Origin of the sequence: Telmatocola sphagniphila, from assembly GCF_018398935.1 — a bacterium.
GTDB lineage: Bacteria > Planctomycetota > Planctomycetia > Gemmatales > Gemmataceae > Telmatocola > Telmatocola sphagniphila.
Genome location: NZ_CP074694.1, coordinates 4,917,400 through 4,942,216 on the forward strand (window position 1 = coordinate 4,917,400; position 24,817 = coordinate 4,942,216).

Here is a 24,817-nt window from a genome sequence, read left to right on the forward strand (position 1 = left end):
GAATTTCTGCCCGCCGCAAGTATTATCGGCCGGGTTGCAAATCGAAGGATTATTTCTTGAGTTCCTGTTCTTTCTTCCGCAGTTGCTGTTCCAGCCGGAACATGTCATCGCGGGAGGTATTCAACTGCTGCAGCAGACCGAAGAGTTCTTTTTCCCGTTCCGCAAGATCGGCCAGGAACTTCTTGGCACTGACTTTATTATCTTCCAGGTTCCGTTCCAGATTTTCCCGTTCGCGGGTGCGATCATTCAGGTTCGCTTCCTGATTGTTCTTCTGATTCTGAACGCCGGATAGTTCCAGATTCAGACCGCTGAGCTGGTCGCCCAGCAAGGTCGCGGAACGACTTTGATCCGCATAGTTGGCTCGGAACACCGATTCTTCTTCGCGGAGGATACCCCGGAGTCGCTGGGCCATATCGGCCAGAGCGATCGCCTGGGTGTTGGCACTTTCGACATATCGCTTCATGCCGACGATAGCCATGACGCGTTGCTGCCAATCCCAACGGGCGCTGAAGTCGGGTTTATCGGCATCGATGAAGATCAGGATGTGAGCAATCTGGGCGGCTTTCTCGGAAGGATCGAAGATCTTTTTGCCGGAGCCTTCTTTGGTCAGTGTCGCCGGGGCTTCAGCCTCGTCGAAGTAAACTTGCAGGACGGCTTTACCGGCCGCGATGAGGTTCTCCGCGGTCGCCGACTTGTCGGACATCAGAACTTCAGCGAGAGCATTCAGAGCGTTTCGTTCCGATTCAGATCGGGCGGAAGCGACCACGATATCCCGAAGCGACTTACGGGCATTCTCGGCCTGGGCCGCATCATTGAGAGGAGCGGCCAGAAGTTCGATCACCCGATTCAGAGTCGTCTTGATATCTTCGTTATTGATCAGGTCGTTCAATTTCTTGCGAGCGTTCTCCAGTCCAGCGCGGTCCACCGTGTCGGTCCCGGCGGCTTTCTCGACATCCAGTACGGCATTGCGGATGCTTCGTTCCGCTTCGGCTCGGGCGTCGGCGGAGTCGCCCGAGATACCCAGAGGAGCGGTCGATTTCAGAAGATCGAGGATGGCCCGGCGAGCAGTGACGGCTCCCCCTTTATCGCCAATAGCCGCCAATGCTTTCAGCGCGTCGACCTGGCTGGGCGTCCGGGCGAGCAGGCCGATTTCAATTCGAGCCCCTTCCACGCGAGCCGGATTGAGGATATCTCGTAACAGAGCGAAGGCCCCGTCGCGGTGAGCGCCGGTTTGAGCCAGGTTGAGGAGGTATTTTAAAATTAAGTTGAGTTTGGCGGGGTTGCCGTCGGCTCCGTCGATCTGGCTGAAAATCTTCTGCTGGAGCCGTTTCAATTCCGCCGTCTGGCTGTTGACGGGTTCACCGCCGAATTCGGAACCACCACTGGGTATAGCTTTCTGGAGGGTCGATTTACGGATGGTATTCAACCGAACCTGATCGTTGACCTGATAGTCAAAAGGAACATCTTCGGAGCCGGTACCACTCTCGCCTTCTAACGGCAGCCCTTTTAAGGCAATGGTGTGCCGGAATACCGAGTAGGTCCATTCCTGCCGTTTGCCCCAGACACTGCTGGCCAGGTAAATGAAGGCACCGGCCGCCAGGAGATTCAGAACGAGCAGAATTTTACTTAAAAGTCCCATGCTGCGATCCTCCAACGGTCGCTGAGGAGACACGGGGCGGGCACTCGGATGGCAATATCCGTCCCACCATCAAAATAGGAATAAAACCTACTGATTACGGGACTCATCCCGGAGTCACCGTACAGCGGCCTGCTATTCCTCCCTAGATTTTGTCCCATCTTGCCTCTTTTGCCAATAAAATCTTCCCAGCAACTCTAATAAGCCGGGGGAAGCGGGTGAACCACACCGGTCGAATTGATTTTTCGGCCCGAAGGTAAAAAGTGTCGCATATTACCTTAATTCCCCGATGCGATGTTGTCGGGAAAATTAATGGGGAAGTTGAAACGAAAGTTTTCGTTTGTCAAAAAGCGCTGCTAGAATAGCGCTGCAATAATTACAAAGGAACGGAAAATCCTTTAGAGCGTGATCGCGAAATCTCTCCCGGTATTGCCGATTTCGGCCGTCCTTTACGATTTCGGTTCCGTGATGTTCCTTACCCCCGCAGCCTCCTAGGAGAGCACGTTATGCCGGAAGTTACTACCCGGCCACTACAGGGCATCGGCAACTACGACTTACTGAACAAGATTGCCGAAGGCGGCATGGGTGCCGTGTACAAAGGTCGACATCGCGAAAGCGGTCAGATCGTGGCTATTAAAATCATACCGCCTGCCACTGCCAAAAATCCAGTGCTTCTGCAGCGATTTAAGACAGAATATGAAGCCGCCAAGCAACTTGATCATCCAAATATCGTAAAAGCGATAGAATATGATGCCAGCGGCCCCAACCCATTCCTTGTCATGGAATTTGTGGATGGCGAATCGCTCGGTAATCTCATCGAACGCGAAGGTCCCATCCCCGAGGATCTGGCCGTTCGCATCATCGCCCAGGTCTGCCAGGGTCTACACCGCGCTCACAAACAGAAACTGATTCATCGCGACGTCAAACCCGATAACGTGATGCTGACGTCCGATTACACCGCCAAATTGACCGACCTGGGTCTGGTGAAGGAAGTCGATGGCGATTTGAACCTGACCAAGACCGGCCGCGGTCTGGGCACGCCCCACTTCATGGCACCGGAACAGTTCCGTAATGCCAAGCACGCCGACGTCCGCTGCGACATTTATTCGATCGGCGCGACACTTTACATGATGGTCACTGGGGAAGTTCCATTCGGTAAAGTCGGGCCGCTCGACTGCTGGATGAAGAAAATTCGCAACGATTTCACGCCGCCCCGGGAATTGAAGCCCGATCTGTCCGACCGGGTCGACTGGGCCATTCGCCGGGCCATGAGTGGCGATCCCGATCAGCGACCGGCCACCTGCCGGGAATTCGTCGAGGATCTGACCGGGCTGACCATTCGCGCCAAAGCGCCGCAACAAGCCGTCAACCCGAATGCCCAGACGATCGAAACGCCGACCACGAGCAATCTTCCCTGGTATCTTGTTTACAAGGACGATACCGGCGAAACCCATACGGTTAAAGGCACTACTGACGGGATTCGCAAGGCATTGAAAGAAGGTTTGCTGGGGGATGCCGTGAATATTCGTGCCTGCCAGAGCAAGCAGGGGCCGTTCAAGTATCTGAAGGATCACCCGGAGTTTCGCGATCTGGTGATCTCTCCGGCTCCGATGGAACAGCAGAAAAAGAACGTCGATCCTAATGCAGCCGTCGGAACCGCGCAAATGGAAATTGTGCCGCGCGATAACATGTACGAATCGGATGCGGAACGCGTCAGCATGAAGCGGATGCCTCAGCCGATGTTGTATCCGGGCAATAATACCCTTCCGCCGCAGATCCCTTTGACGACTCCCAAAAAGTTCGACTGGGCTTTCTGGGGCATTATCGGCGCGGTAGTCATTGCCACCCTCACTACGCTAGTGGTATTCTGGCCGAAGAAGTGAGTTAATTTCGGCTTCGCCAGTCGTTCAAAATGTCCTTCAACGTGCTATCCAGGGAATGCACCGGCGCCCAGCCGGTGGATTTCTTCAATTTCTCGACCTGAGTCCGGCTCACCAGCGTTTCCGACTGCCGGTTGCTTTCCGCTTTCTGACGAATTTCGATCTGCGCGGACGACAATTTGATGAGGCGATCAAGAATCTCGGCCATCGAATAGGTCATCCCGGTTGCGCAGTTGTAAGCTTCACCCGGCTGGCCTCGTTCCATCAGCCGCACGAAGGCATACACCATATCGCGAACATCGGTGAGATCGCGCTGACCCGATAAATTCCCTGTCTCCAGAACCGGCGTTTGTTTACCGGACTCTATAGCCGCGATCTGGCGGGCAAAATTCGCAACGGCGTACTCGGCATTCTGTCCTGGGCCGATCTGATTGAACGGCCGCGCTCGAATGACTTCGAGACCGCACTCCTTCCAAATCTGATAACCCAGAAGATCCGCCGCGGCTTTGCTCACGGCGTACGGACTGGCTGGCCGGAAAGAGGTTTTTTCGTCGAAGACTTCCCCCGGAGTTTCCGGGTCGCCGTAGATCAGCCCCGAGGAGGTGATGAGGATGCGCGTTTTTTGTCCCCAGTAACGCACCGCCGAGAAGAGCGTCTGAGTCACCTGCAAGTTGCCTTCCCAGGCCAGTTCCGGCTCGGTGAAGGAGCGGCCGTTGTGGGCATAACCGGCCAGATGAAAAATCCACTGCGGCTCGATGGAGCGCAACAGGCCGACCATCTCCTTGAGATTCAGCGGATCGGCCAGGTGCATGGTGAGTCCAGCCCGGGCAGAAAGCTTATCTCGGCTCCGGGAAGTCCCATGAATTTGATAGCTACCCTGCTTCAACAGCAGTTCGACGAGATGGCTGCCGACAAAACCGGTGACGCCCGTAATCAGAACGCGCATAATTTATCTGCTATCGGGAAGGTTCTTGCCACGCTGCACCACCGGCTTGCTAAATCCGTTCAAGCTGCCTTCGCGTATCCGGCATGGGCATTCCCCCGCAGCTTGGCGAGGTCGGAGAGCACCATCCGGCGGACCAATTCGGGGAAGCTGATCTCCGGCTTCCAGCCCAGATTCTTATTCGCCTTGGCCGGATCGCCAATCAGCAGATCGACCTCCGCGGGTCGGATGAAGGCGGGATCCAGCACCACGTGCTTCTTCCAATTCAGCCCCACGCAATCGAAGGCGATTTCCACCAGTTCCTGAACGCTATGCGTCTCGCCGGTGGAGATCACATAATCATCCGGCTCGGCTTGTTGTAGCATCATCCACATGGCCCGGACATAGTCGGCGGCATGGCCCCAGTCGCGCTTGGCGTCGAGGTTGCCCAACCGCAGTTCGTTGGTCATACCTAGCTTGATGCGGGCAACGCCATCCGAAACCTTGCGGGTGACGAATTCTTTACCCCGGCGTTCGCTCTCGTGGTTGAAGAGAATACCGGAGACGCAGTACATATTGTAGCTCTCCCGGTAATTGATGGTGATCCAATGGCCATAGAGTTTGGCCACCCCGTACGGGCTGCGCGGATAGAACGGCGTCGTTTCGGTCTGCGGTACGGCTTGTACCTTACCGAACATTTCCGATGAGGAAGCCTGATAAAATCGGATGCGATCCCGGCCCAGAAGCTTGATGGCTTCGAGCATGCGGGTGACACCCATGGCGGTGAATTCGCCGGTGAGCACCGGCTGCTTCCAGCTGGTGGGTACGAAGCTTTGGGCCGCCAGATTGTAGACTTCGCCCGGATTGACTTCTTTGAGGACATCAATGAGAGAAAGCTGATCAAGCAGATCGGCCTGATGCAGATGAATTTTGTCAGTGAGGTGACCGATGCGTTCGAAATTTTCGGTGCTGGATCGACGGACGATGCCGTGAACCTCGTAGCCTTTGGTCAGCAGGAATTCTGCGAGGTAACTTCCATCCTGACCGGTAATGCCCGTGATTAGAGCTTTCTTCATTGCACTTCCTTGTTGATCGAACCGCGCGCAAGCGTCGGCACCTTAATCCTGAGGTGACTCGGTTTTAACCCCGACGAGCAATTTGTGTCAATATGGAGTGCTCTGAAGCAAGTGCCGTGCTCAACTCAAATTGCCTGTTTTGACCATCCACTACGGAAAACCGTAGCGAGCGCTAAACGAAGATCTCTTCCCCTTCCAAGTGGAATCGTTCCCCCTTCAGATCATCTTTCCAGACGTCGATTGCATTCCGAATTCGCTGCTGTGCTAATTGCATTTGACTGGCAACCATTTGCTTCTGCATGCCCAGGATCTTTCCGAACCCTGGCAGAATGGAGAGGCATCCCGAAGGCTGGCTAAAACCGGCCAGACCGGTTTTCATGGCTTCGTATTCGGAAATGGCATTGCGGATATACAGAAGCTTGGCCTTGCGGACCTCCTCGGGAGCCATGCCCGAAAGCCCGGCAATGAACATTTGCAGTTTTTCGGGAGACAGGGAGGAGGAGTGGGTCGGATCGTTCATCGAGAGGACTCCTGATAATACCCCTTTATAGCGGTTCGGATCGGGAAAAGAGAAAAATTCAGGTCTGCGTCAGACTGTTGACCCGTATTTCAAGCCAAAAAGGCCCTTTGGGCGCTAAATTCCCGGCTTTTTTCGGCCGCGCTGTTGCCAGTTGATATGCCATTACTAACTTAAAAGGTTCCTAAATTAAGTTGAATTGGGTGAAAGGGTTCACTGATATGGTTCGCAAGAAGCTCAAACGCCATCCTTCGGATCGATGCCGCTTCTGCACTAAAGAAGGTTGTCCTCGTCCGGCTTTCGTGGATTACAAGGACGTCAGCAGCCTCAAGAAGATGTCCAGCCAGCAGATGAAACTGCACGGCCGGAAGCGTAATGCGATCTGCGCGGCGTTCCAACGAGCGTTGGGCACGGCCGTCAAGCGGGCTCGCTTCATGGCTCTGATGCCTTACGTCGGCGAGTAATTTCCTTTTTCAGCCGCTCTTTTGCATCGGCCTTACTTCCGATGCGCGCCCTAATCGCAATCGAATACCACTACAAAACCTCGACTGGTCCCGCAGGCCAGTCTTAGTCCGTCCGGCGCGTAGGCCAAAGATGTGATCGCGCCCTGCGGCCAGGTGTACGTTCGCAGCAATCGGGCCGACGCGATGTCCCAGATCTGGACTGAGCCATCCCGGCTTCCCGTGGCCAGATACTGCCCATCGGGAGAAGCCGCCAGGCAATTGACCGTGCTAATGGGTTCCATCAGATCGCCGTGAGGGCTCTCAGGCCGTTTGTCGGGTCCTAGCCGCCAGAGACTCACTTGCCTGGGTAGGGCGACCGCCAGATAAGCATCGTCGGGCGTCAGGATCATATCCCGAATCATGTCGTTGAAGGGAATCTCGGCCTGCTGAGATTGTTTGGTCGGCATCCAGAAAAAAGTTTGTACGATCCAATCGAGGGTCAGCTTATTTTTATCCTCTTCGGCGCTGTCGAATTGGGGATTCCAAAACCGTACCATTCCCTGTCGGGAAGCACTGATCAGCGTATTTCCATCGTCACTGAAGTGCAGGGCGACGATACGATTTTCACTACTGCGGATGAGCGATCGCTCGTGGAGTTGGTTCAAATCAAAGCGGCGGATAACCGCCTGTTTCCAAATGGCTTTTCCCGCCACGCAGAGCAGATTCGTCTTGGGATCGAACGTCAAAGTGGAGCTGGTCCCGACCGGTCCGGAAAGAGGGAGCGATTCCATATTTCCATTGACCAGCCGATGCAGAACACCCTCGCGCGTGATGCCGATAAATTGCAGCGGTGGGCCCTGAATCAAAACCTGGTTGAAGGTGTATTCCTCGAAGGGATTGGGGTGAAGGCGCTCGCATTGGCTGCCCTGCCAGACGCGAACTTTACCCGAACGCTGTTCGTGGGCATACAGGGCCAAGCCGTCCTCCTGAAAGCGGAGATAGGTCACCCGCCCCAACCCCGCTTCGAGAAGGATCATGTATATGCTTTATTGAGAAGGAAGATGACGATGTTCAGATGTAAACTACCGCAGGATTCTTCTCTTTGCCGAGATTGGCGATACTGGCCAGGAGAGACTGAATCGCGGAACGGGTATAGTTGGACCTCAGAATAATCCCAATCAGTTCCGCAAAGTTGGTGTCATCGTGAGCAATAGCAACGCCATCAAGAGGAGTCTTAATCTTAATTTCCTTTGGTTCTTCCGTTATCGAAGCGTTAAACTTCCGAATCCCATGAATGTATTGGATGCTATTTTCGGGAATCAGATCTGCTTGCAATCCATCCGAAATGATTTTCAGCGGATAAATATCGGCTTTCTTCGAAGATGCTTGCAAAAGCGTTACTCTTCTCCCACCCAATTTTTTGGCAACAATATCAAATTGAATCGTTTTGGTATTTTCCGCATCGGTTACCGTAATCTGCGCAGTGAGTTCACCCTTGGATCGGGTTTCCAAAGGACCGATCTGTTTCGTAAGTATGTTAATAGGGTCGAGAACTTCCCTTTGTGGGATAGAATCTCCCCACAAATCGTCGAGTTTCTCAGGCATTTTCAATCTCCCTTATTTAGCTCAGCAAAGTAAATAATACCGCAAAATGATCGGAAATTCTACGGCCATTGGGCTGACCGGCTTCAGTGCTCATCGTTTCCCTACCATCGGAATCGATAATTTGAACATCCTGCAGCTCATCCATAATCTCTGGGCTCAACAGCACTTGATCTAGCATGTGCCAGCCCGGATTGACATGCTCTGCAGATTTATAAAAATAAGTGCCCGGAGGTCCCTGAGAACGATCTCCAAAATGAGACCACATCGGGTTGTAAAAGAGACGATATTCCTTCTGCTGTACGGTGCGTTTTTTGGCAGCTAACTCCCTCGGCGAAACTGCGGCAAATTTAAGTGATGAGAGCATACCCGCGTCGTACGGGTTCATATTGAAATCGCCTACGATGATGGTTCTTAAGGAATGCGAAAACTGCGTCTCTTGAAGTCGAATTTGGTTAATGACTTCGCCTGCATGTTCGGAGATGGACTCTTTGTCCCAAAATTGGTGTGATGGGAAATGAACAAGGCAAAGTAGGAATGGCTTTTCTGCGAGCGCGACGTTCCAGATGCTGAGCCGATTGTCTGGTGTGTTATAAACCCACGAAATTTCTGTCGAAGCTACTCGATATAAAACTTGGAAGCGGGGATTCACATTCTCAGCGATGACAAACTTGCTATTTGCGTTTCCTAGATTGAAATTTGACCAGTCGTTTGGCACCAATTTGGATTCGGCCAGCAAGAGGTAATCGATCTGATAATGCGCAACCATCCTCGACAAATGCTTGAGGATGTTCGTTTTCCGATCCTGCCAGGTAACAGCATCGTTTCCTTTGAGATTCCAAAATAAGAACTTCATATTCTGTGAGCGAGAGAGACTGAAGGATCAACTTTCTGCTATTCTTGCGAATCTTCAGCCAGAACACAAACCCGTTTTCCTCACTTACCCAAATCCGGCGCTTCGTACCCTGTCACTCCCTCAGGTGCGATCAGCTTCGGCTTGAACTCTCCCGGAGCGATCTTGCACAATTGGTTGTGCACGCGCTGCCGGTATTCGCAGGCCAGTGTTACCACTTCCTTCAACTCGGTATCGAGAATTTTCCCATCGGGATAGAGCAACTTGATCAGGCCGCTGCCGGTGCGCTCGATGGCCGTCTGATCGCGCTTGGTCAGACCGGGCTGTAAAGGAACCGTTCGCACCGTATCGGCGAAACTGTCTTCCCGCATCCGGCACAGGACTTCCCCGAAATAATCGGTTACAAAACCAACGCCGCTGGCGATCGAAGTCGGTGTGATCTTGGGGATTTCCCAGCCCGGCAGGTAAATGTGCATGCGGTCGTGGAAGGCACTGTCGATCAATTCCTTGGGCAGCGGTTCGAGCAAATTGTTGTATCTCGAATGCGGCTGATTCCCCTCGACATCGATATTGCCGGAGAACACCAATCCCGCATCGGTCGCAAAGGTCAGTGAGCCGCGCGAAAACTGACCCGATTCCATGTAATCCTTCATGACACTGATCATGGATTCATCGTTGAAAGTCGTATGCGCAATCTCGTCGAAGATCACTACTTTGCGAGTGCCCAGGATGCCCACCTGCTTGGTGGAAAGATTGACGAACAGATTGGCCGGGGTTGCCTTGCCGCCTGAAATGACGAAACTGCGCGGCGACACATTGCGCAACAAAAAGGTCTTGCCCGTCTGACGCGGGCCCAGTTCCATCAGGTTGATATTCCGTTCCACCAGCGGCAATAATCGCGAGATCAACAGCAATTTCGTACGGCGGTCGGGAAACTTTTCCGGATTGTAACCGGCGCTTTGAAACATCAGAGCTAGCCATTCGTCCGAAGTGAATTTCAAACGCATGGCCTTGTGCGCTTCCACATCCGGCGGGCCGACCTGAAACGGCGTGAAGGATTCCAAAGACGAGGGAAAATTCTTATCGCTTTCCGGACTGTAGCGAATCTTGGCCGTGCCCCACATACCCCCCATCAGACCAGGGTATTGCTCCAGGAGCGAATTGCTGACGATGATCTTGTCGTTCAGAACCGTCGTTCGCCCCAGAGCCAGGCGCTTTTTGAGATCGATATCGACATCAATACTATCGATGAACAGGATCTCGCCCGTTCGCAGCAGTTTAGCCTGCATCTGCTCGCGATCTTCCAGGGACGGCAGCAAAGCTTTGATCTTCGCCTGCACGTTGGCGATATCGGCTTTCCAGGTTTCCGGTTTGACGTACTTGGCGATCAGGTATTCCGACACAAATCGAGGCAGCCCCGTCAAAGTCGCCTGGGAAGCGAGCGATTTTAATACAACCTTGTCCCCGAGGGTCTCCAGGGCTTTTTTGTCGAGATCGGTCAGCTGATGTTCATCGTAAAGAGACATGAATTTTCCTGGTTATCTGAAATAATTTCTTTCGACCGGCCAATCCCCTAGCCAAACACCGCATCGAGATCGGGGTTGTGTCGCATGTCGTTCGAAGGAGGCGCGGTCGGTTTTACCAACGGTTCACCAAATTTCGCAATCAAGGTCTCAGCCGCCAGACGAATCTTTTCGAGCTTGCGTTTAGCCGCCTCGATCAGCTCGGCGTCCATCCCGTGCAGTTTGGCGAGATCGTTCTTTTCGGTCAGGTTATTAAACTGGCGTCGAATCAAATCGACCGATAAATCGAATTTGGGATCAATATCCAAAATCTTCCGGCACTCCGCTTCACCAAGACCACCGGATACTGGTGTAGGAGCGGGAGCGGTCCCGGGAGCAGTCGGGATGATCGTTGCTCCTGAAGTCGACGTCGGCGAAACGCTCGGCTGATAGCTGGCGAACGGATCATCCGTTTTCGGTTTCGCTTTTTCTTTGTGCGACGCAGAGGCAGTGGAAGTAGTTGTGGCATTCGATGCCGGGACCGATTTGGGAGGCAAAGTCGGAATGATGATCGCCCCCACTTTGGGAAGCGGCTGGGCCATCAATTCCTCACTAATTCCCGACGAAGCGTTGCCGAAGAGGCTATTCAAAAACGAGATTCGACGAGCCCCTTCTACCAGAGGCGTGAACTGATCTCGAGTCCGCTTCAGGGCATCAATCTCGGCTTTTGAGGTCAGGCTGCGCTGTTGGAGGGCGCGGTCAATGTCTTCCAGTTGCGCGAGTAACTCCGCCGCCCCGGGAACTTTACCGGCCTGCAGTTGTTGCTCGGACTTTTGACGAAGATCCTCAGCGGCATCGGTGATCCATTTCCACTTTGTCTCGGCGATGCCGGGAATCTTTCCGGTGGTCAAATTCTTCCAGCGATTGAAGTCGGTGAGATTCAGGTAGCCGGCTTTTTTCAGAGCATCGATGGTGGCCGGGCCGATGTTGGGATAATCGTCGAGGGCCTCGACAGAAATCGATTTGAAGAAGTTGTCCCGGTATTGGGAACGGACTTTCTCTTGCTGCTCGTCCTTGTCTTTCTGCTCGTTACTGATTTGCGCTTGCGCGGTACCGATCTTCCGATCGATGTCTTCCAGTGCGGAGAGTACCCGGATTTTCCAAGCCCCGGCCGGGGAGGCGCGGAAACGCAGATAAAAGAAAGTAATCGCGCCGGCAGCGACCAGCACTAACAGCAAAATAATAATCAGGAAGGTATTCATGTTTTTATCGTGCGGAAGCGAATTAGGCTTTCAAGTCCTCGGTGAAACTGTCCAGAATTTGCCGAGCTATTCGCCACTTTCAAGAACCCTATTTTAGCATTCTGATTAACATAGCTTCAGAGAACTTCGAAAGAAAATCGCCCGCCTAGAGTATTAATTCGAAGATCTCGCGCCTGAATTTTCGTCTTCAATTCGATCTCAAGGAATTTCAAATGGAATACCGGCAATTGGGTGGTTCGGGCTTCAAGGTACCGGCCCTGTGTCTGGGGACGGGTACCTTCGGCGGTGGAAGCGAATTTTTCAAACAGTGGGGAGCAAGCGATGTGGCGGAAGCTTCCCGCCTCGTCGATATCTGCCTCGAAGCCGGGTTGAACATGTTCGACACCGCCGATATCTACTCCGCCGGGTTGGCTGAGGAGATTCTTGGGGAGGCGCTCAAAGGCCGGCGCGATCAGGTGCTGATCTCGACCAAGGGCACCTTCCGTTTCGGCAAAGGTCCCAACGATGTCGGCTCCTCACGTTTCCATCTGATTCAAGCGGTTGAAGGAAGTCTCAAACGGCTCAAGACCGACTACATCGATCTCTACCAATTGCACGGCTTTGATGCCATGACGCCGATCGAAGAAGTCCTCGGTACACTCAACGATCTGGTGCGGGCCGGTAAGATTCGTTACATCGGCTGCTCCAACTTCTCCGGCTGGCATCTGATGAAATCGCTGGCGATTTCCGATCGCTACGGCCTGACCCGTTATGTCGCTCATCAAGCGTATTACAGTCTGATTGGCCGAGAATACGAGTGGGAACTGATGCCACTGGGCATCGATCAAAAAGTGGGCGCCGTGGTCTGGAGCCCATTAGGTTGGGGGCGGCTAACCGGGAAAATTCGACGCGGTCAACCGCTGCCGGAAACCAGCCGCCTGAAGAGCCAGCTGGTGGTCGATATGGGCCCGCCGGTCAACCAGGAATATCTGTTCAAAGTCGTCGACGCCCTCGATGAAGTCGCCAAAGAAACGGGTAAGACCGTGCCGCAAATCGCGCTGAACTGGCTATTGCAACGGCCGACCGTTTCCTCGGTAATCATCGGTGCCCGCAACGAAGAGCAATTGCGCCAGAATCTCGGGGCGATTGGCTGGAATCTGACCGCCGCACAAGTGGCCAAGCTGGATGCCGCGAGTGCCACGCCGCTGGCCTATCCTTACTGGCATCAGCGCGGCTTCACCGAGCGCAATCCCGCACCCGTTTAATGCGAGTTTAAAAGTTGGAGGGGCTTCTCTCATAAGCTTTTCATTGAACAGGGGCTTCCAAAACGGGTAGGCTATCGGAATCGATTTCACTCGCCCTGAGGGAGCCACTATGAAAAATGCACTCCGTAACCGGCTGGTAGTTCTGGGCGTTATGCTGACACTCGGTACCAGTCCGCTTCACGCTCAGGATTGGACCCAATGGCGCGGCCCGGACCGCAACAACAAGGTCAGCGGTTTCACCGAGCCGAAAACCTGGCCAAAGAACTTTACGGAAAAATGGAAAGTCACCGTCGGCGTCGGCGATGCTTCGCCAGTGCTGATGGGCGACAAGGTCTACGCCTACGGCCGGATCGGCAAGAAAGAAACCTTATTCTGTCTGGACGCCACCACCGGTAAAGAACTCTGGAAAGACGCCATCGATGCTCCCGATGTGAGGGGGCCGGCCAGCGGACACCCCGGACCGCGCAGCTCCCCCGCCGCGGCCGATGGCAAAGTCTGCACCTTCGGCGTTGATGCCGTGCTGACCTGTTACGAAGCCGATTCAGGCAAGATTCTCTGGCGGAAAGAGACCAAAGGTCATCCCCGATTTTTCACTTCCAGCTCGCCGTTAATCGTGGACAAAATGTGCATCATCCACACCGGCTCCGAAGGGAAGGGGGCGCTGACCGCGTTTAATCTGGCCGATGGCAAAGAAGTCTGGGCCTGGAATGGCGACGGACCTTCGTACTCTTCCCCGGTGGTGATGACGGTTGCGGGTACCAAACAGATCGTTGAAATGACCGAGAAAAACATTGTCGGTATCTCGGCCGCGGACGGGAAGCTTCTCTGGGAGACGCCGTTCAAAGCCCGTTACAACAACTCCACGCCGCTCGTTGATGGCGATACGGTCATCTACGGCGCGCCCGGCGTCGGCACCATCGCTTCCAAGATCACCAAGGAAGGGGATAAATTTACTGTCAAGGAACTCTGGAAGAAATCCCAGGCTCCCCACAACTACAACTCCCCCACGCTCAAAGACGGCTTCATCTACGGCCTCTCGCCCAGCAAAAATTTCTACTGCATGAACGCCAAGACGGGAGAAATCGTCTGGACCGATACCAACATTCGCGGCGAGTGCGGCGTTATCCTCGATGCTGGTTCGGTAATGCTATCGTTGCCGGGCAATACCGATCTGGTGGCGTTCAAACCGAACGATAAAGAGTATCAGGAAGTGGCCAAGATTAAAGTGGCCGACACCGCCACCTGGACTTGCCCGATCGTGGCCGGGAAGAAAATTTTCGTGAAGGACAAGGATACCCTTCGGCTGCTGACCATCGAAGACTAGCGTTTAGCCTTCCTTGATTTCGATTCCCGATTTCTGCTTCGCCCACATCAATTCCAAAAGTGTCGCGATGCGGCGGACCGCATCCGGCACGGTCACGCCGCGCGTATGAATGTTGGCAATCAAATTGCGGTCCGCATCGGTCTGCCCGGCGTGCGGGGAGTAAGCCATATAGGCGGAAAGGCTTTCCGAAGTAGCTAATCCCGGGCGTTCCCCAATCAGAAGTACAACCGTCTTGGGCTTGAGAATCTCGCCAATAGCATTCAGCAACCCTACCCGGGCATAGCGAACCACGAAGGACCTACCGACCGACCAATGGCGGTTTTCAAACTCCTCGCTTAAAGCTGGTAGCAACGCCGGAACCTGCGACTCCACGGCCGTGCAGGATAAGCCATCGCCGATGACGATCTGAACATCCGCATTCATAGGACAATTGTTGAGGATCAGCTCGAGGGCCTGCGGCGCGAACTTTCTCCCCAGGTCGGGCCGCAGTAAATATTCGTCCTTACTGCGGGCCTGACTTTGCACTTCAAACAGACCGAAGCGTTGGATCAGTTCTGGCCCCAATGCATTTTTCCAGTCGAGTTCACTGCGCACGGCATCGCGCGCGGCCGCATGATCGGCCCGCAACTGTAACGCGGTGGAAGTGCGATAAGCCGGCCCGCTTCGACCCACCAGCAGGCGGGCGGGCGTGCTCTGGAGAATCTGCCGGATGGGATCGAGGGGAACCAGTTCGGATTCCTCAGCCATTGCGAATTTTCTCCTGGAAGTGGATGATCGGCGGACCCGGGAAATGCTTCCGGGCGTAGCCGTACCACACCGCCGTGAGCAGCACGGCCATACCGCCTACCACCACAACCGCCCGGTCGTTGGGCGGCTGCATGCCGATGACAATCAGGCCCACACAACCCAGGACACTAATCAGCGACAGCGGACGATACCAATGACCGAGATTCCAGGGACCGACTTGAGATTTCCACTGGCTGAAATTCCAAGCGCCGATGGCCGTGGGTAAAACGTAGGAAATGTAAAGAAAAACGGTGCAAACCGCCGTAATCGTTGCATAGACCGGCGTGTAAATCGTGAACAGGATGGAACTGAGACTGACGACCCAGATCGCCAGCACCGGGCTACGATGTCTCGGCGAAACCTTTCGCAGCCGATTGGAAAATGGCATCCCGCCATCGCGAGCGAATGCGAACGCGACCCGGGAAGTGGAAGTCACGGTGGCCAACCCACAGAGATACTGCGCGAACGCTATAGCAACGAATAAGCCCCGCGCCAGGCCCGAAGGCAATCGCTCCTTGAGGACATAGTAGAAGACACCATCGCCTTCCTCGGCGGCCGATTTCATATCGGGAATGGCTAATACGATGGCCGACAGCAAAATCCATCCGAACAATCCGGAAACCGCTACCGAACGCAATATTCCTCGTGGCACCAGATGAGGGGCATCGTGGGTCTCTTCGGAAACGTGGGCCGAGGCATCAAAACCGGTGATCGTATAAGCCGGGAGCAAAAAGCCGAGGGCAAACAGCCAGATCATCGATTCTACAGGTTCCCAGGTCGGATCCACTCCCTCTTTTTTCGGCAAGCCGCTGAAATTGGTGAAGGTAATCAGCCGCGAAAAATCCCAACCGCTGATCGAAGCCAAAAGCACAATCACCAGCAGAATTGAAATGCCGAGAATCCACCAACCGCTGAAGTCGGTCAGCCGGCGCGTCCATTCGATCCCTCTATGGTTGATGAATGCCTGACTGAGCGTTACCAAAGTGACCGCGATCGCCTGAGTTTGCAGATCGAGCGGATCGGCCAGAAACGCTCCGGCGACAAAGCGGACCATCCCGACATTGATGGCCGCGAGAACGGTGATCAAGCCGAGCAGATTGAACCAGGCCGTCGCCCAACCGGCGCCTCGGCCACCGAGTATTGCCGCCCAGTGATACAGGCCGCCCGCGGTCGGAAAGGCGGAAGCCAGCTGCCCCATCGTCGCGGCCACGGCCAGGGCAAACAACGAAACCAACGGCCAACCTATACCGATGGATGCCCCGCCCACCGAATCGAAGCCGACGTGAAAAGACGTGATCCCTCCCGCCAGGATGCAGATGATCGAAAGCGAGATGGCAAAGTTGGAAAAGCCTCCCAGGCAGCGCACCAACTCCTGGGCGTAACCTAGGCGGGCGAGGAGTTTGGCATCATCCGCATCGCTATCGGCCACGCGATTCTCCTGTTCAGCCGGTAATCATTCGAGACAAAGAATCCGTCAAAGCAGGCAGGCGATCGTTGAGAGCCAGTTTCCCGTGCTGAAACAGGCCGCGACTTTCCAGCCACTGGGCAAACTCCGGCGCGGGCTTCAATTGCAGAAGCGAGCGAACCAGAGCCGCATCGTGATAGCTCGTCGATTGATAATTCAGCATCACATCGTCGGAAGCCGGTACGCCCATCACGTAGTTGCAGCCGGCGGAGGCCAGCAGAATCAGCAGATTATCGGTAGAATTCGCATCGGCTTCCGCGTGATTGGTGTAGCAAACATCCACGCCCATTGGCAGGCCGAGCAACTTGCCCATGAAGTGGTCTTCGAGCCCGGCCCGAGTGATCTGCCGCTCATCGGCCAGATATTCCGGGCCGATGAACCCCACCACGCTGTTGATCAGGAACGGATTATAGGTGCGGGCCAGACCATAAGCTTGCGCTTCGAGCGTCAACTGATCGATGCCGTGATGAGCCTCGGCCGACAAAGCACTTCCTTGTCCCGTTTCGAAGTAAAGGAATTGCTCGCCGACCCAATGCACATCGCGTCGGCGGTGATGCTCGCGAACTTTCTCGGCCGCTGCGGTCAATCGGTCGAGTTCCACGCCGAAGGAAGCATTAGCCTTCTGAGTTCCCGCGATCGATTGAAAAAGCAGATCGACGGGGGCTCCCCGTTCCATAGCGGCAATCTGCGTGGTGAAGTGGGCCAGGCAGCAAGCTTGCGTGGGCACTTGAAGGGTTTCAATAAGTCGATCCAGACCGCGCAGAATGGTCGATACCGCTTCGATGGATTCCGCCGCTGGATTAATGCCAATCACGGCATCCCCACACCCGTAAGCCAAACCCTCGAGTGCGCCCAAAAGGATTGCCGGGAGATCATCGGTGGGATGATTCGGCTGCGCCCGCACGGCAAAAACACCTTCTTCGCCAATAGTATTCCGGCAGCGGGTGACGATGCGAATTTTTCGGGCCACGTAAATGAGTTCCTTGTTGCTCATTAGCTTGGCGACAGCCGCGGCCATCGTCGGAGTGATTCCCCAGCGAACTTTCTCAAGCGCGGCTTGATCGGTCGGATCCTCCAGAAGCCATTCGCGGAATTGACCCACGGTCTGAGAGCGAATCGGCTGAAAAGGGGAGTTCTGGTGCGAACTGAAAATACGCCGGGTGACATCATCCAGATCGGGGTCTAACAGCGGCTTAGCGAGAATTTCCGAAAGAGGGAGATCGGCCAGCGCGAATTTAGCCGCGGCGCGCTGCCGTTCCGAGGTGGCCGCGATCCCGGCAAGTTGATCGCCCGATTTCGCTTCGTTGGCCTTGGCCAGCAGTTCCCGCAAATCCGCAAAAGCAAAGCGTTCCCCGCGCAGTATTGCCACGTATGCCATGTGACGCCGTACCATCGGAGAGGGGATTTTGGAATCAGGGCATTGTATGGGCGCGGCCGAGGACTAGCGATTGAGAATAGCGAGTTCCCGCACATTGCTCTCGGCCACTTCCCGGGAAATCAGACCCTGGTTCAGCAGATTGCGAATGGACTCATCGAAACTGAGCATTCCCTCGTTGCGATTGGTGATGAGATAGTTGTCGATACTCTCGAGTTTCGAATTGCGAATGGCGGTGGGAATTGGACCGGTGTTAATGAGCACTTCAATCGCCAGATGCCGTTTGGAGCCGACCTCCACATCCGGAAGGAGTCTCTGTGCCACGACTACTCGCAAACTGGAGGCCAGTTGGTAGCGGACATCCCGTTGCACATCCTGGGGAAAGAGATCGGCATACCGGCTGATCGCCCCTTTCGTGTCGCGCGTGTGCATGGTCGAAAACACCAGGTGCCCAGTCTCGGCCGCACTCAAGGCAATTTGCGCCGTTTCGCGATCGCGGATTTCGCCCACCAGAATCACATCGGGATCTTGTCGCAAGCCGTATTTCAGACCGTCCGCAAAAGTGTGAACATCCACACCGACTTCGCGCTGGGTGATGACCGAATTCGGCTCCTTGGGATACTGATATTCAATCGGCTCCTCGACAGTGATGATGCGATAACCCCCCGTCCGGTTGAGCAGATTGACAATCATGGCCAGAGAGGTCGTTTTGCCGGAACCGGTGGCTCCTGTCACAATCACCAGACCATCGAGCAGATAGGCGATACGGTGACCCAGATCTTCCGGGAAGCCGGCCCATTCGAATTCAGGTATGACGGTCGGGACGATTCGCAGGCAAGCCCCGAGATTTCCGCCCGAGTGAAACAGGTTGGCGCGGAAGCGGTTGCCATCGATTTCAAAAGAACAGTCGATATTTTTCGATTCCAGCAGTCGATCAAAGACACTGGCGGGGCAAAGCGGTTTCAGGAGATTCTCCGTCTCCGCTTCCAGCAAAATTGGGCCGGGAAATTCGCGCAAATCGCCGTGCAGGCGCATGACAGGTGGGTACCCGGCAATTAAGTGCAGATCGGAGGCCCCGGCTTCCACCGCCCGAGTTAGCAAATCGCGAAGTTTCGCGGAAATTTCCGGGTTTATAGGCGTGAATGCGCTCATATTCTAACCTTCGCACCAATTTATATCTTTCCTCATCTTAATCCGGTTCCATGATGAGCTTATGAGTTTTCGCCGGGCTTACCGGTCGGGGCGCTGATTCCGACTTTCCTCCAATCGCTATACTGATGAAGTTCGAAGGGTTTACTGGGTGGAAGTTTTGATGTCTGATCTACGCGTCGCTCTTTTGGGTTGTGGAACGGTTGGCGGGGGGGTTGCCCGGATATTGCTCGAGCAACCCGAACGTGTCGCTACCCGCTCGGGACGGAAAATTGAACTTAAGAAGATTGCCGTGCGCGATATTTCCAAGCCGCGGCCCGACTGCATTCCAGCTTCCCTGATCACCCGAAACGTCGCCGAGATCTTTGCCGATCCGACGATCGATGTTGTCGTCGAACTCATGGGCGGCACCGATATCGCCCGGGAATACGTTCTGCAGGCGTTGATGGCCGGCAAGCATGTCGTCACCGCCAATAAAGCTCTACTGGCCGAGCACGGCGTCGAACTGTTCGAGACGGCCCGCAAACATGACCGGGTCATTGCTTTCGAAGCCAGCGTTGCGGGTGGCATCCCGATTGTCGCCGCCATCGCCCAAAGCCTCACCGCCAATCAGATCACGGCCATTCAAGGCATATTGAACGGAACCAGCAACTTCATCCTCACGGCCATGTCCGAAAAAGGGATGAGCTACAGCGCCGCCTTGAAAGAGGCTCAGCGACTGGGTTACGCCGAGGCCGATCCGACGCTCGATGTCGATGGCTCGGATGCAGCCGCGAAACTCTGCGTGCTGGCTCAACTGGCTTTCGGCCTGAATGTGACCGTGAAATCGATCGAACGATTCGGCATTTCTGAAATGAATTCAATCGATTTGAAATATGCTCAGGAGCTGGGTTACACGGTGAAACTTCTGGCCGAAGCCTGGCTCGATGGCAAGGATGTCGCCATGCACGTCGCTCCAGTGCTCTTGCGAAATACCGACATGCTGGCCCAGGTCCGGGGAGCGCATAACGCCATCCAGATCATGGGTGATGTGGTCGGCGAAACACTGTACCAAGGTGCGGGCGCGGGCGAGATGCCGACCGCCAGCGCGGTCGTGGCTGATATTATCGACCTCGCAGTGGGTCGGGCCCAGGCGACGTTCCAGGCGGCCAAGCTCTGGCAACCTTCGGGCAAAGGCTTCCGACTCCGACCTTCCACCCGGGTCCGCTCACGATTCTATCTGCGCGTTTTAGTGGCCGATAAACCGGGGATGCTGGCCGAGGTGGCCCGCAGTCTGGCCGATGTCGGGATCAGCATTTCCTCCGTGATCCAACACGAAGCCGTGGAAGAGCATCAAGGGGATGTGGTCCCGCTGGTGATCATCACCCATTATGCCGAAACGGGCAAATTCCGCACGGCCCTGGAACATATCAACAGGCTGCCCGGGATTGCGGCCCCAGGCGTGCACTTCTCGATGGACGACTAATTTTTCTTCAAATAGTCCCGCAGCGGTAGTAACGTGCCGGGCAGATTGTTATCGTGCGGCACGATCACCAGTCCATAATCGCGGACGTAAATTTCGATCTCCGTCTGATCTTCGATCAACAAAAACAGGGCGCCGAGACTCACGGGAGCTTCGGACTTGGGAATCTTGAAGTGGATCTTGAGGGCGTCATCCCCCTGGTCACTCTGAAGCTTGGTTTGAATCAGAATTTTCGTCCCGGCCTTCTTCTGGAGTTCCGCCAGCCCTAACGCCAACGGCATTTCGAAGCTTTCGTCAAAGGTGAGTTTGGCGGCAAAATCCTTGTCGAGTTGTGCGACCAGATCCTTGGGTAATTGTTCTCGAGGATGGGCGACCGGCACGCTTTGATGCCGTTTTTCAACGTAATAGGGTGAGGCCGGTGCGTCGGCCGGCATCAAAGGAGCCACGCCCAAAATCTGGGTCAATTCCGCATTTTTGACCGTTTCTATCGCCACCGCTTTATTGCGGCTTTCCTCGGCAGCTTTCTTTTCGGCTGCCGGAAGGGCCGCGTTCTGAAGCTTCTCGTCGGCCTGACCGATCGTTTCCCGGGCTTTATCCCGTTCCTGCCGCACGGCCTGCAACTTGGAGGCCACGGCCAGTTTCACCCGCTTCAATTCGTTCTGAGCTTCGCGCATTTTGTTCTCGGCCAGTCGCAATTCGGCATTGAATTGCAGCGCGGCGGCGAGTTGCTTGTCCGGATCGGCATCCAGAAGCCGGTTAACGTCGAATTTCTTGGGGGTTTCGGCGACCGGAGCTTGCGAAAAGGCCCAGCTCGATGTGAAAAAAATAAGTAGAAGAAATGTCCACTTCATAGGTACCTCCAAAGGAAGTCGGTGCGGAATCGAATTACCTTCAGCAATTTGCCAATTGGTAGAATCCGTTTTACAGAAAGCTAATAAAAAATAAGCGCACGCCCCGGAGCACACCCAGGCCGAGAAGAAGCGGCTCTCCGGAGTTTTTGCCTTTCCTGAAATGATTGTTAGACATTGGCGATCTTCAGATCCGGAAATGGTTGGAAGTGGAAGCAAATATCGAATTCGAAGCGGCGCGGGAAGCGCTGGATAAAGAACTGTCCCGAGTAGCGCCCGTCGCCCGACAGGTTCCCCTGTTTTGGTTACGGCGGATCATCCGTCGCCACCGTCAGATGCCAGCCTCCGCCGGACCGGCTCCCCACGAAAACGATTACTACATCAGTCGGGACGATCTGGAAAGCGTGGTCGATCCGCAGGAAATCGGCTTGCAGCAACCGCTGCCCGATCACATTCTTCTGCTGCCGGAATTGGACGAAGACGAGCTGCGCAACCGGCCCTACGACTGGCACCATCGCATCGAAGCGGCCCTGTTCCACTACATGCTCGACCTTCGCTTCGAGGAACGATTTCCCGATTTTGAATCGACCCGGGTGCTCTGGTCCATTATCGGCCGGTCGCAGCGCGAGGAAATCCGCCTGGTTCTTAACGAGCAGGGTCGGATCTTTCCCGAGGACGACTACTACACCCAGGTGGAAGAAACCGTCGGCCTGTTTCTCGAACTGTGGTACTTCGATCGCGAGCGGATGGACGATTTCTTTCCCGGAATGTCGAACATCGCCGAGCTGGCAAAAATTTTCGAAGAAAAACTCGATTCAGCGCCGCTCGCCGAGGCCTGCCGCTTGCGCCTGAACGAACCGAAGAAAAAGCCGGGCGCTCCAGAAATTCAAAGGCCCAATTTCACCCACTCCGAACGCTCGAAACTGCAACTGCAAGCCGCCAAATCGGCCACTCAGGGCAATCTCGTTCGGGCCATGCTCATTCAGGAAAAGCTCGGGGAAACAGCCGAAGCGAACGCGATCCAGCAACAGTTTCTCACTCGTTTGAATAAAGCGCTGCCGCACGAAAAGGAAATCGACCTCACTTCCATCTGTACCAGCCTCCGCCAACAGGGCATCTCCTCGGAAGTTCCACTCGAGGCCAGGCTGCTTTTCGATTTGCAGAACGTCTGCATCGACGTGGAACAGCCGATCTTTGCCGTGGATGTAATGGAGTCGGTTCTGACGCTGGGGCGCAAGCCGATCAAGCGCGAACTAGCTGATACGCGGGAAATCCGGCTAATCCGGCACCTCCGTTCCGCCTTGAAACACTCCGAGGAGATTTCCGATTTCGATTCTTCCCTGATCCCGCTGTCGCAATTTTTAAGCGAGATCATCCACGACCTGGAACATGCGGTACGGGAGAAAATCCGGCCGATTCTGCACAGTTCGCTCGAAGAAGTCGGTCTGGTGGCCACCAATCTGCCGGAAAAAATTTCGCGCGACAAGTTGGTGGAAGAGATGCTTGACGCCATCGTCGAGCGGGGATTTTTGCGAATGGGCGATGTGCGCGACGCCATCGCTCGAAACCAGCTGAAACTCCAGGATGTCTCCGGTTTCAAAGAGTTCCTGCGCGGCGATGCCTTACTGCGGCTCAATTGGCTGCTGCCCTACAAGCTGGATGGGATTTACCAGCGTGGCGAAATCTACTTGCGCATCTTTCAACGCGCTAGTTCGGTTTTCTTCGGCACCATCAAGGGTCGCATCGTCACCAAGTATCTGATAATGCCCTTTGGCGGCGCGTTTTTGTTCCTCGAAGGCATCCACCATTTCTGGGACGCCATCGACGGTTTTGCCCGCTTCTTTGTGAACAACCCCCGTCCCGAACATGTGGTGGATGGGGCCATGAAATCGGTCACCCAGCTGCTGCCGTTGCGCAAAGCTCTGGGAAGTGTCGGCCGGTATACCCCCGAAGAGCCTACCTGGGCCACGCTGCCCGCGGTGGTCATGCTGGGGATATTTCTGCTCGGCATGTTCTACATCCCGAACTTCCGCCGGGCGGTGTTTCAAGGAATCACCAATCTGCTCTACCGCTGGCCGCGGGCTATTTTCGAAGCGCCGATCGTTCAGCGCGTCCTCCACAATCCGATTACCCGCTGGATCCGAAAATATCTGCTGGTTCCAACGGTTTCCGGCCTGTTTGCGGCGGTGCTGGCGCGCCTGTTGGGGGAAGAAGCCTGGTCCTGCGCCGGGTTGGGCTGCATGGTCGCCTTCATGACCAGTATTTTCTTCCGCACGCGGACCGGCCGGGAGCTTGAGGAGCAGATCGACGAATTCATCGGGTACTTCTGGCATCGCTTCACGTTGGGCACCATCATCGGAATTTTTGAAGCGATTTTCTACTTCTTCAAAAACGTTCTCGAACATATCGAACGGGGCATATACCTGGTCGATGAAACTCTTCGCTTCCGCGAAGGGCAAAGCCGGGTCGTCTATTACCTCAAAATGGTGGCCGGGATTTTCTGGTTCTTTCTGACCTACGTATTTCGATTCTGCTGGAACCTGCTGATCGAACCGCAAATCAATCCGATCAAGCACTTCCCGGTCGTCACCGTGTCGCACAAACTGCTGTTGCCGTTGATTCCGAACATCGCCGATTCCTTCGGCGTTTCGATACAGACGACGACGACTGTAATCTTCGGCGTGCCGGGGATCTTCGGCTTCCTCGCCTGGGAGCTCAAGGAAAACTGGAAACTCTATCGCAGCAACGCCTCGCCGACGCTCGATCCGGTGGTCATTGGCTCGCACGGCGAAAAAATGCGACGACTCCTTCGCCCGGGGTTTCATTCGGGCACGATTCCCAAGATGTTCGCCAAACTGCGGAACAGTCCCACCACCGGACGCATTCGAAAATTCCACAAACAGCTGCACCATATCGAAGAATCTTTGCACCATCTGATGGATCGGCTGATTCTGCCCTATCTCAAGGCCAGTCAGCGATGGGGCGAAGCGGGTAAACCGGTCCCGGAAGCGATCATCTGGATCGCCACCAACCGCATCGGCTTCGGCTTGTATCTCCCGGAAGTTGCCCCCGGCGATCCTCTGGAGTTGATGATCGAGGATCGCGAAGGATGTCTGGTGGCCTCCGTGATTCAACCCGGCTGGTTGCTGAAAATTCCCGAGAATGCCCAATCGGCCTTTTTCGACGTACTCAGCGCTGCCATGAAATTCGAGGGCGTGGCCGCTTTCAAGCCACACACCGCCTGGCAGGTGGGTTGCCGGGCCGAGCAGATCGAGATTACTTCAGACGGCCTGGTGATTCAGCAGAAAGATGGATCGACCACACCGATCACTCTGCCGCAAGCCTACATCGAAAATTGTCCTTTGAGCTGGGCGGACTGGGTGCGCCAGTGGGAAAGGGATCAGCGGGGGGACACTCCGATTCCCCCACTTCTAATCCGACGGGAAATGTTCAATTAGTTTGCTAAAATAA

20 protein-coding genes are annotated in these 24,817 nt (G+C 55.0%); 6 read left to right on the forward strand and 14 right to left on the reverse strand.

What is annotated here, in order from left to right; translation table 11 throughout:
* Positions 1 to 49: 49 nt before the first annotated feature.
* On the reverse strand, positions 50 to 1,639 hold the full coding sequence (locus KIH39_RS19780) for a Fe(II)-2OG oxygenase family protein (RefSeq protein ID WP_213494949.1): 1,590 nt from the start codon (positions 1,637 to 1,639) through the stop codon (positions 50 to 52).
* Between the two features lie 503 nt (positions 1,640 to 2,142).
* On the opposite strand from KIH39_RS19780, the gene KIH39_RS19785 reads away from it, so the two are divergent.
* Positions 2,143 to 3,519: a serine/threonine protein kinase gene (locus KIH39_RS19785; protein ID WP_213494950.1), complete on the forward strand. Its 1,377-nt coding sequence runs from the start codon at positions 2,143 to 2,145 to the stop codon at positions 3,517 to 3,519.
* 1 nt (position 3,520) lies between these two features.
* On the opposite strand, the gene KIH39_RS19790 is transcribed toward KIH39_RS19785, so the two are convergent.
* The 3 genes from KIH39_RS19790 to KIH39_RS19800 form a co-directional block, all read right to left on the reverse strand.
* The gene (locus tag KIH39_RS19790; RefSeq protein ID WP_213494951.1) at positions 3,521 to 4,462 is read right to left on the reverse strand and encodes a GDP-mannose 4,6-dehydratase; all 942 of its coding nucleotides are present in this window, start codon (positions 4,460 to 4,462) and stop codon (positions 3,521 to 3,523) included.
* Between the two features lie 59 nt (positions 4,463 to 4,521).
* Positions 4,522 to 5,514 carry a GDP-mannose 4,6-dehydratase gene (gene gmd / locus KIH39_RS19795; protein ID WP_213494952.1) on the reverse strand — a complete coding sequence of 331 codons (993 nt, stop codon included), beginning with the start codon at positions 5,512 to 5,514 and terminating at the stop codon, positions 4,522 to 4,524.
* A gap of 172 nt (positions 5,515 to 5,686) precedes the next feature.
* Positions 5,687 to 6,034, reverse strand: coding sequence for a hypothetical protein (locus tag KIH39_RS19800; RefSeq protein ID WP_213494953.1), 348 nt, complete (start codon positions 6,032 to 6,034; stop codon positions 5,687 to 5,689).
* Positions 6,035 to 6,252: 218 nt separating this feature from the next.
* On the opposite strand from KIH39_RS19800, the gene rpsR reads away from it, so the two are divergent.
* A complete protein-coding gene (rpsR, locus tag KIH39_RS19805) occupies positions 6,253 to 6,495 on the forward strand; it encodes a 30S ribosomal protein S18 (RefSeq protein ID WP_213494954.1) in 243 nt (80 codons plus the stop codon).
* Positions 6,496 to 6,545: 50 nt separating this feature from the next.
* Here rpsR and KIH39_RS19810 read toward each other — a convergent pair whose 3' ends face one another.
* From KIH39_RS19810 to KIH39_RS19830, 5 genes are all read right to left on the reverse strand, one after another.
* The gene (locus KIH39_RS19810; RefSeq protein ID WP_213494955.1) at positions 6,546 to 7,511 is read right to left on the reverse strand and encodes a WD40 repeat domain-containing protein; all 966 of its coding nucleotides are present in this window, start codon (positions 7,509 to 7,511) and stop codon (positions 6,546 to 6,548) included.
* Between the two features lie 34 nt (positions 7,512 to 7,545).
* Positions 7,546 to 8,079, reverse strand: a complete 534-nt coding sequence (locus KIH39_RS19815) for a hypothetical protein (protein WP_213494956.1) — start codon at positions 8,077 to 8,079, stop codon at positions 7,546 to 7,548.
* A 16-nt stretch (positions 8,080 to 8,095) separates the two neighbouring features.
* Entirely contained in the window at positions 8,096 to 8,932 is an 837-nt protein-coding gene (locus KIH39_RS19820; protein WP_213494957.1) for an endonuclease/exonuclease/phosphatase family protein, read from the reverse strand.
* An 80-nt stretch (positions 8,933 to 9,012) separates the two neighbouring features.
* Positions 9,013 to 10,455, reverse strand: a complete 1,443-nt coding sequence (brxL, locus tag KIH39_RS19825) for a BREX system Lon protease-like protein BrxL (RefSeq protein ID WP_213494958.1) — start codon at positions 10,453 to 10,455, stop codon at positions 9,013 to 9,015.
* A gap of 47 nt (positions 10,456 to 10,502) precedes the next feature.
* Positions 10,503 to 11,693, reverse strand: a complete 1,191-nt coding sequence (locus KIH39_RS19830; protein WP_213494959.1) for a hypothetical protein — start codon at positions 11,691 to 11,693, stop codon at positions 10,503 to 10,505.
* A 212-nt stretch (positions 11,694 to 11,905) separates the two neighbouring features.
* Between KIH39_RS19830 and KIH39_RS19835 the strand changes: the two genes are divergently transcribed.
* Both KIH39_RS19835 and KIH39_RS19840 read left to right on the forward strand, forming a co-directional pair.
* Entirely contained in the window at positions 11,906 to 12,937 is a 1,032-nt protein-coding gene (locus tag KIH39_RS19835) for an aldo/keto reductase (protein ID WP_213494960.1), read from the forward strand.
* Between the two features lie 109 nt (positions 12,938 to 13,046).
* A complete protein-coding gene (locus KIH39_RS19840; RefSeq protein WP_213494961.1) occupies positions 13,047 to 14,261 on the forward strand; it encodes a PQQ-binding-like beta-propeller repeat protein in 1,215 nt (404 codons plus the stop codon).
* A 3-nt stretch (positions 14,262 to 14,264) separates the two neighbouring features.
* Here KIH39_RS19840 and eutC read toward each other — a convergent pair whose 3' ends face one another.
* The 4 genes from eutC to KIH39_RS19860 all read right to left on the reverse strand — a co-directional run bounded on the left by eutC (position 14,265) and on the right by KIH39_RS19860 (position 19,039).
* Positions 14,265 to 15,008: an ethanolamine ammonia-lyase subunit EutC gene (eutC, locus tag KIH39_RS19845; RefSeq protein ID WP_213494962.1), complete on the reverse strand. Its 744-nt coding sequence runs from the start codon at positions 15,006 to 15,008 to the stop codon at positions 14,265 to 14,267.
* Complete coding sequence (locus KIH39_RS19850; RefSeq protein WP_213494963.1) at positions 15,001 to 16,476, reverse strand: amino acid permease; 1,476 nt, start codon at positions 16,474 to 16,476, stop codon at positions 15,001 to 15,003. The genes eutC and KIH39_RS19850 overlap by 8 nt, the downstream gene beginning before the upstream one ends.
* 13 nt (positions 16,477 to 16,489) lie before the next feature.
* Positions 16,490 to 17,890, reverse strand: coding sequence for an ethanolamine ammonia-lyase subunit EutB (gene eutB, locus KIH39_RS19855; protein WP_213494964.1), 1,401 nt, complete (start codon positions 17,888 to 17,890; stop codon positions 16,490 to 16,492).
* 63 nt (positions 17,891 to 17,953) lie between these two features.
* The gene (locus tag KIH39_RS19860) at positions 17,954 to 19,039 is read right to left on the reverse strand and encodes a type IV pilus twitching motility protein PilT (protein WP_213494965.1); all 1,086 of its coding nucleotides are present in this window, start codon (positions 19,037 to 19,039) and stop codon (positions 17,954 to 17,956) included.
* A 160-nt stretch (positions 19,040 to 19,199) separates the two neighbouring features.
* Here KIH39_RS19860 and KIH39_RS19865 point away from each other — a divergent pair, with 160 nt between their 5' ends.
* Positions 19,200 to 20,501 (forward strand): homoserine dehydrogenase, encoded by a 1,302-nt coding sequence (locus tag KIH39_RS19865; RefSeq protein ID WP_213494966.1) that lies wholly within the window; start codon positions 19,200 to 19,202, stop codon positions 20,499 to 20,501.
* Here KIH39_RS19865 and KIH39_RS19870 read toward each other — a convergent pair.
* Entirely contained in the window at positions 20,498 to 21,349 is an 852-nt protein-coding gene (locus KIH39_RS19870) for a hypothetical protein (protein WP_213494967.1), read from the reverse strand. The genes KIH39_RS19865 and KIH39_RS19870 overlap by 4 nt on opposite strands.
* 206 nt (positions 21,350 to 21,555) lie before the next feature.
* Here KIH39_RS19870 and KIH39_RS19875 point away from each other — a divergent pair, with 206 nt between their 5' ends.
* Positions 21,556 to 24,804 (forward strand): hypothetical protein, encoded by a 3,249-nt coding sequence (locus KIH39_RS19875; protein WP_213494968.1) that lies wholly within the window; start codon positions 21,556 to 21,558, stop codon positions 24,802 to 24,804.
* The last annotated feature ends 13 nt before the right edge of the window (positions 24,805 to 24,817 follow it).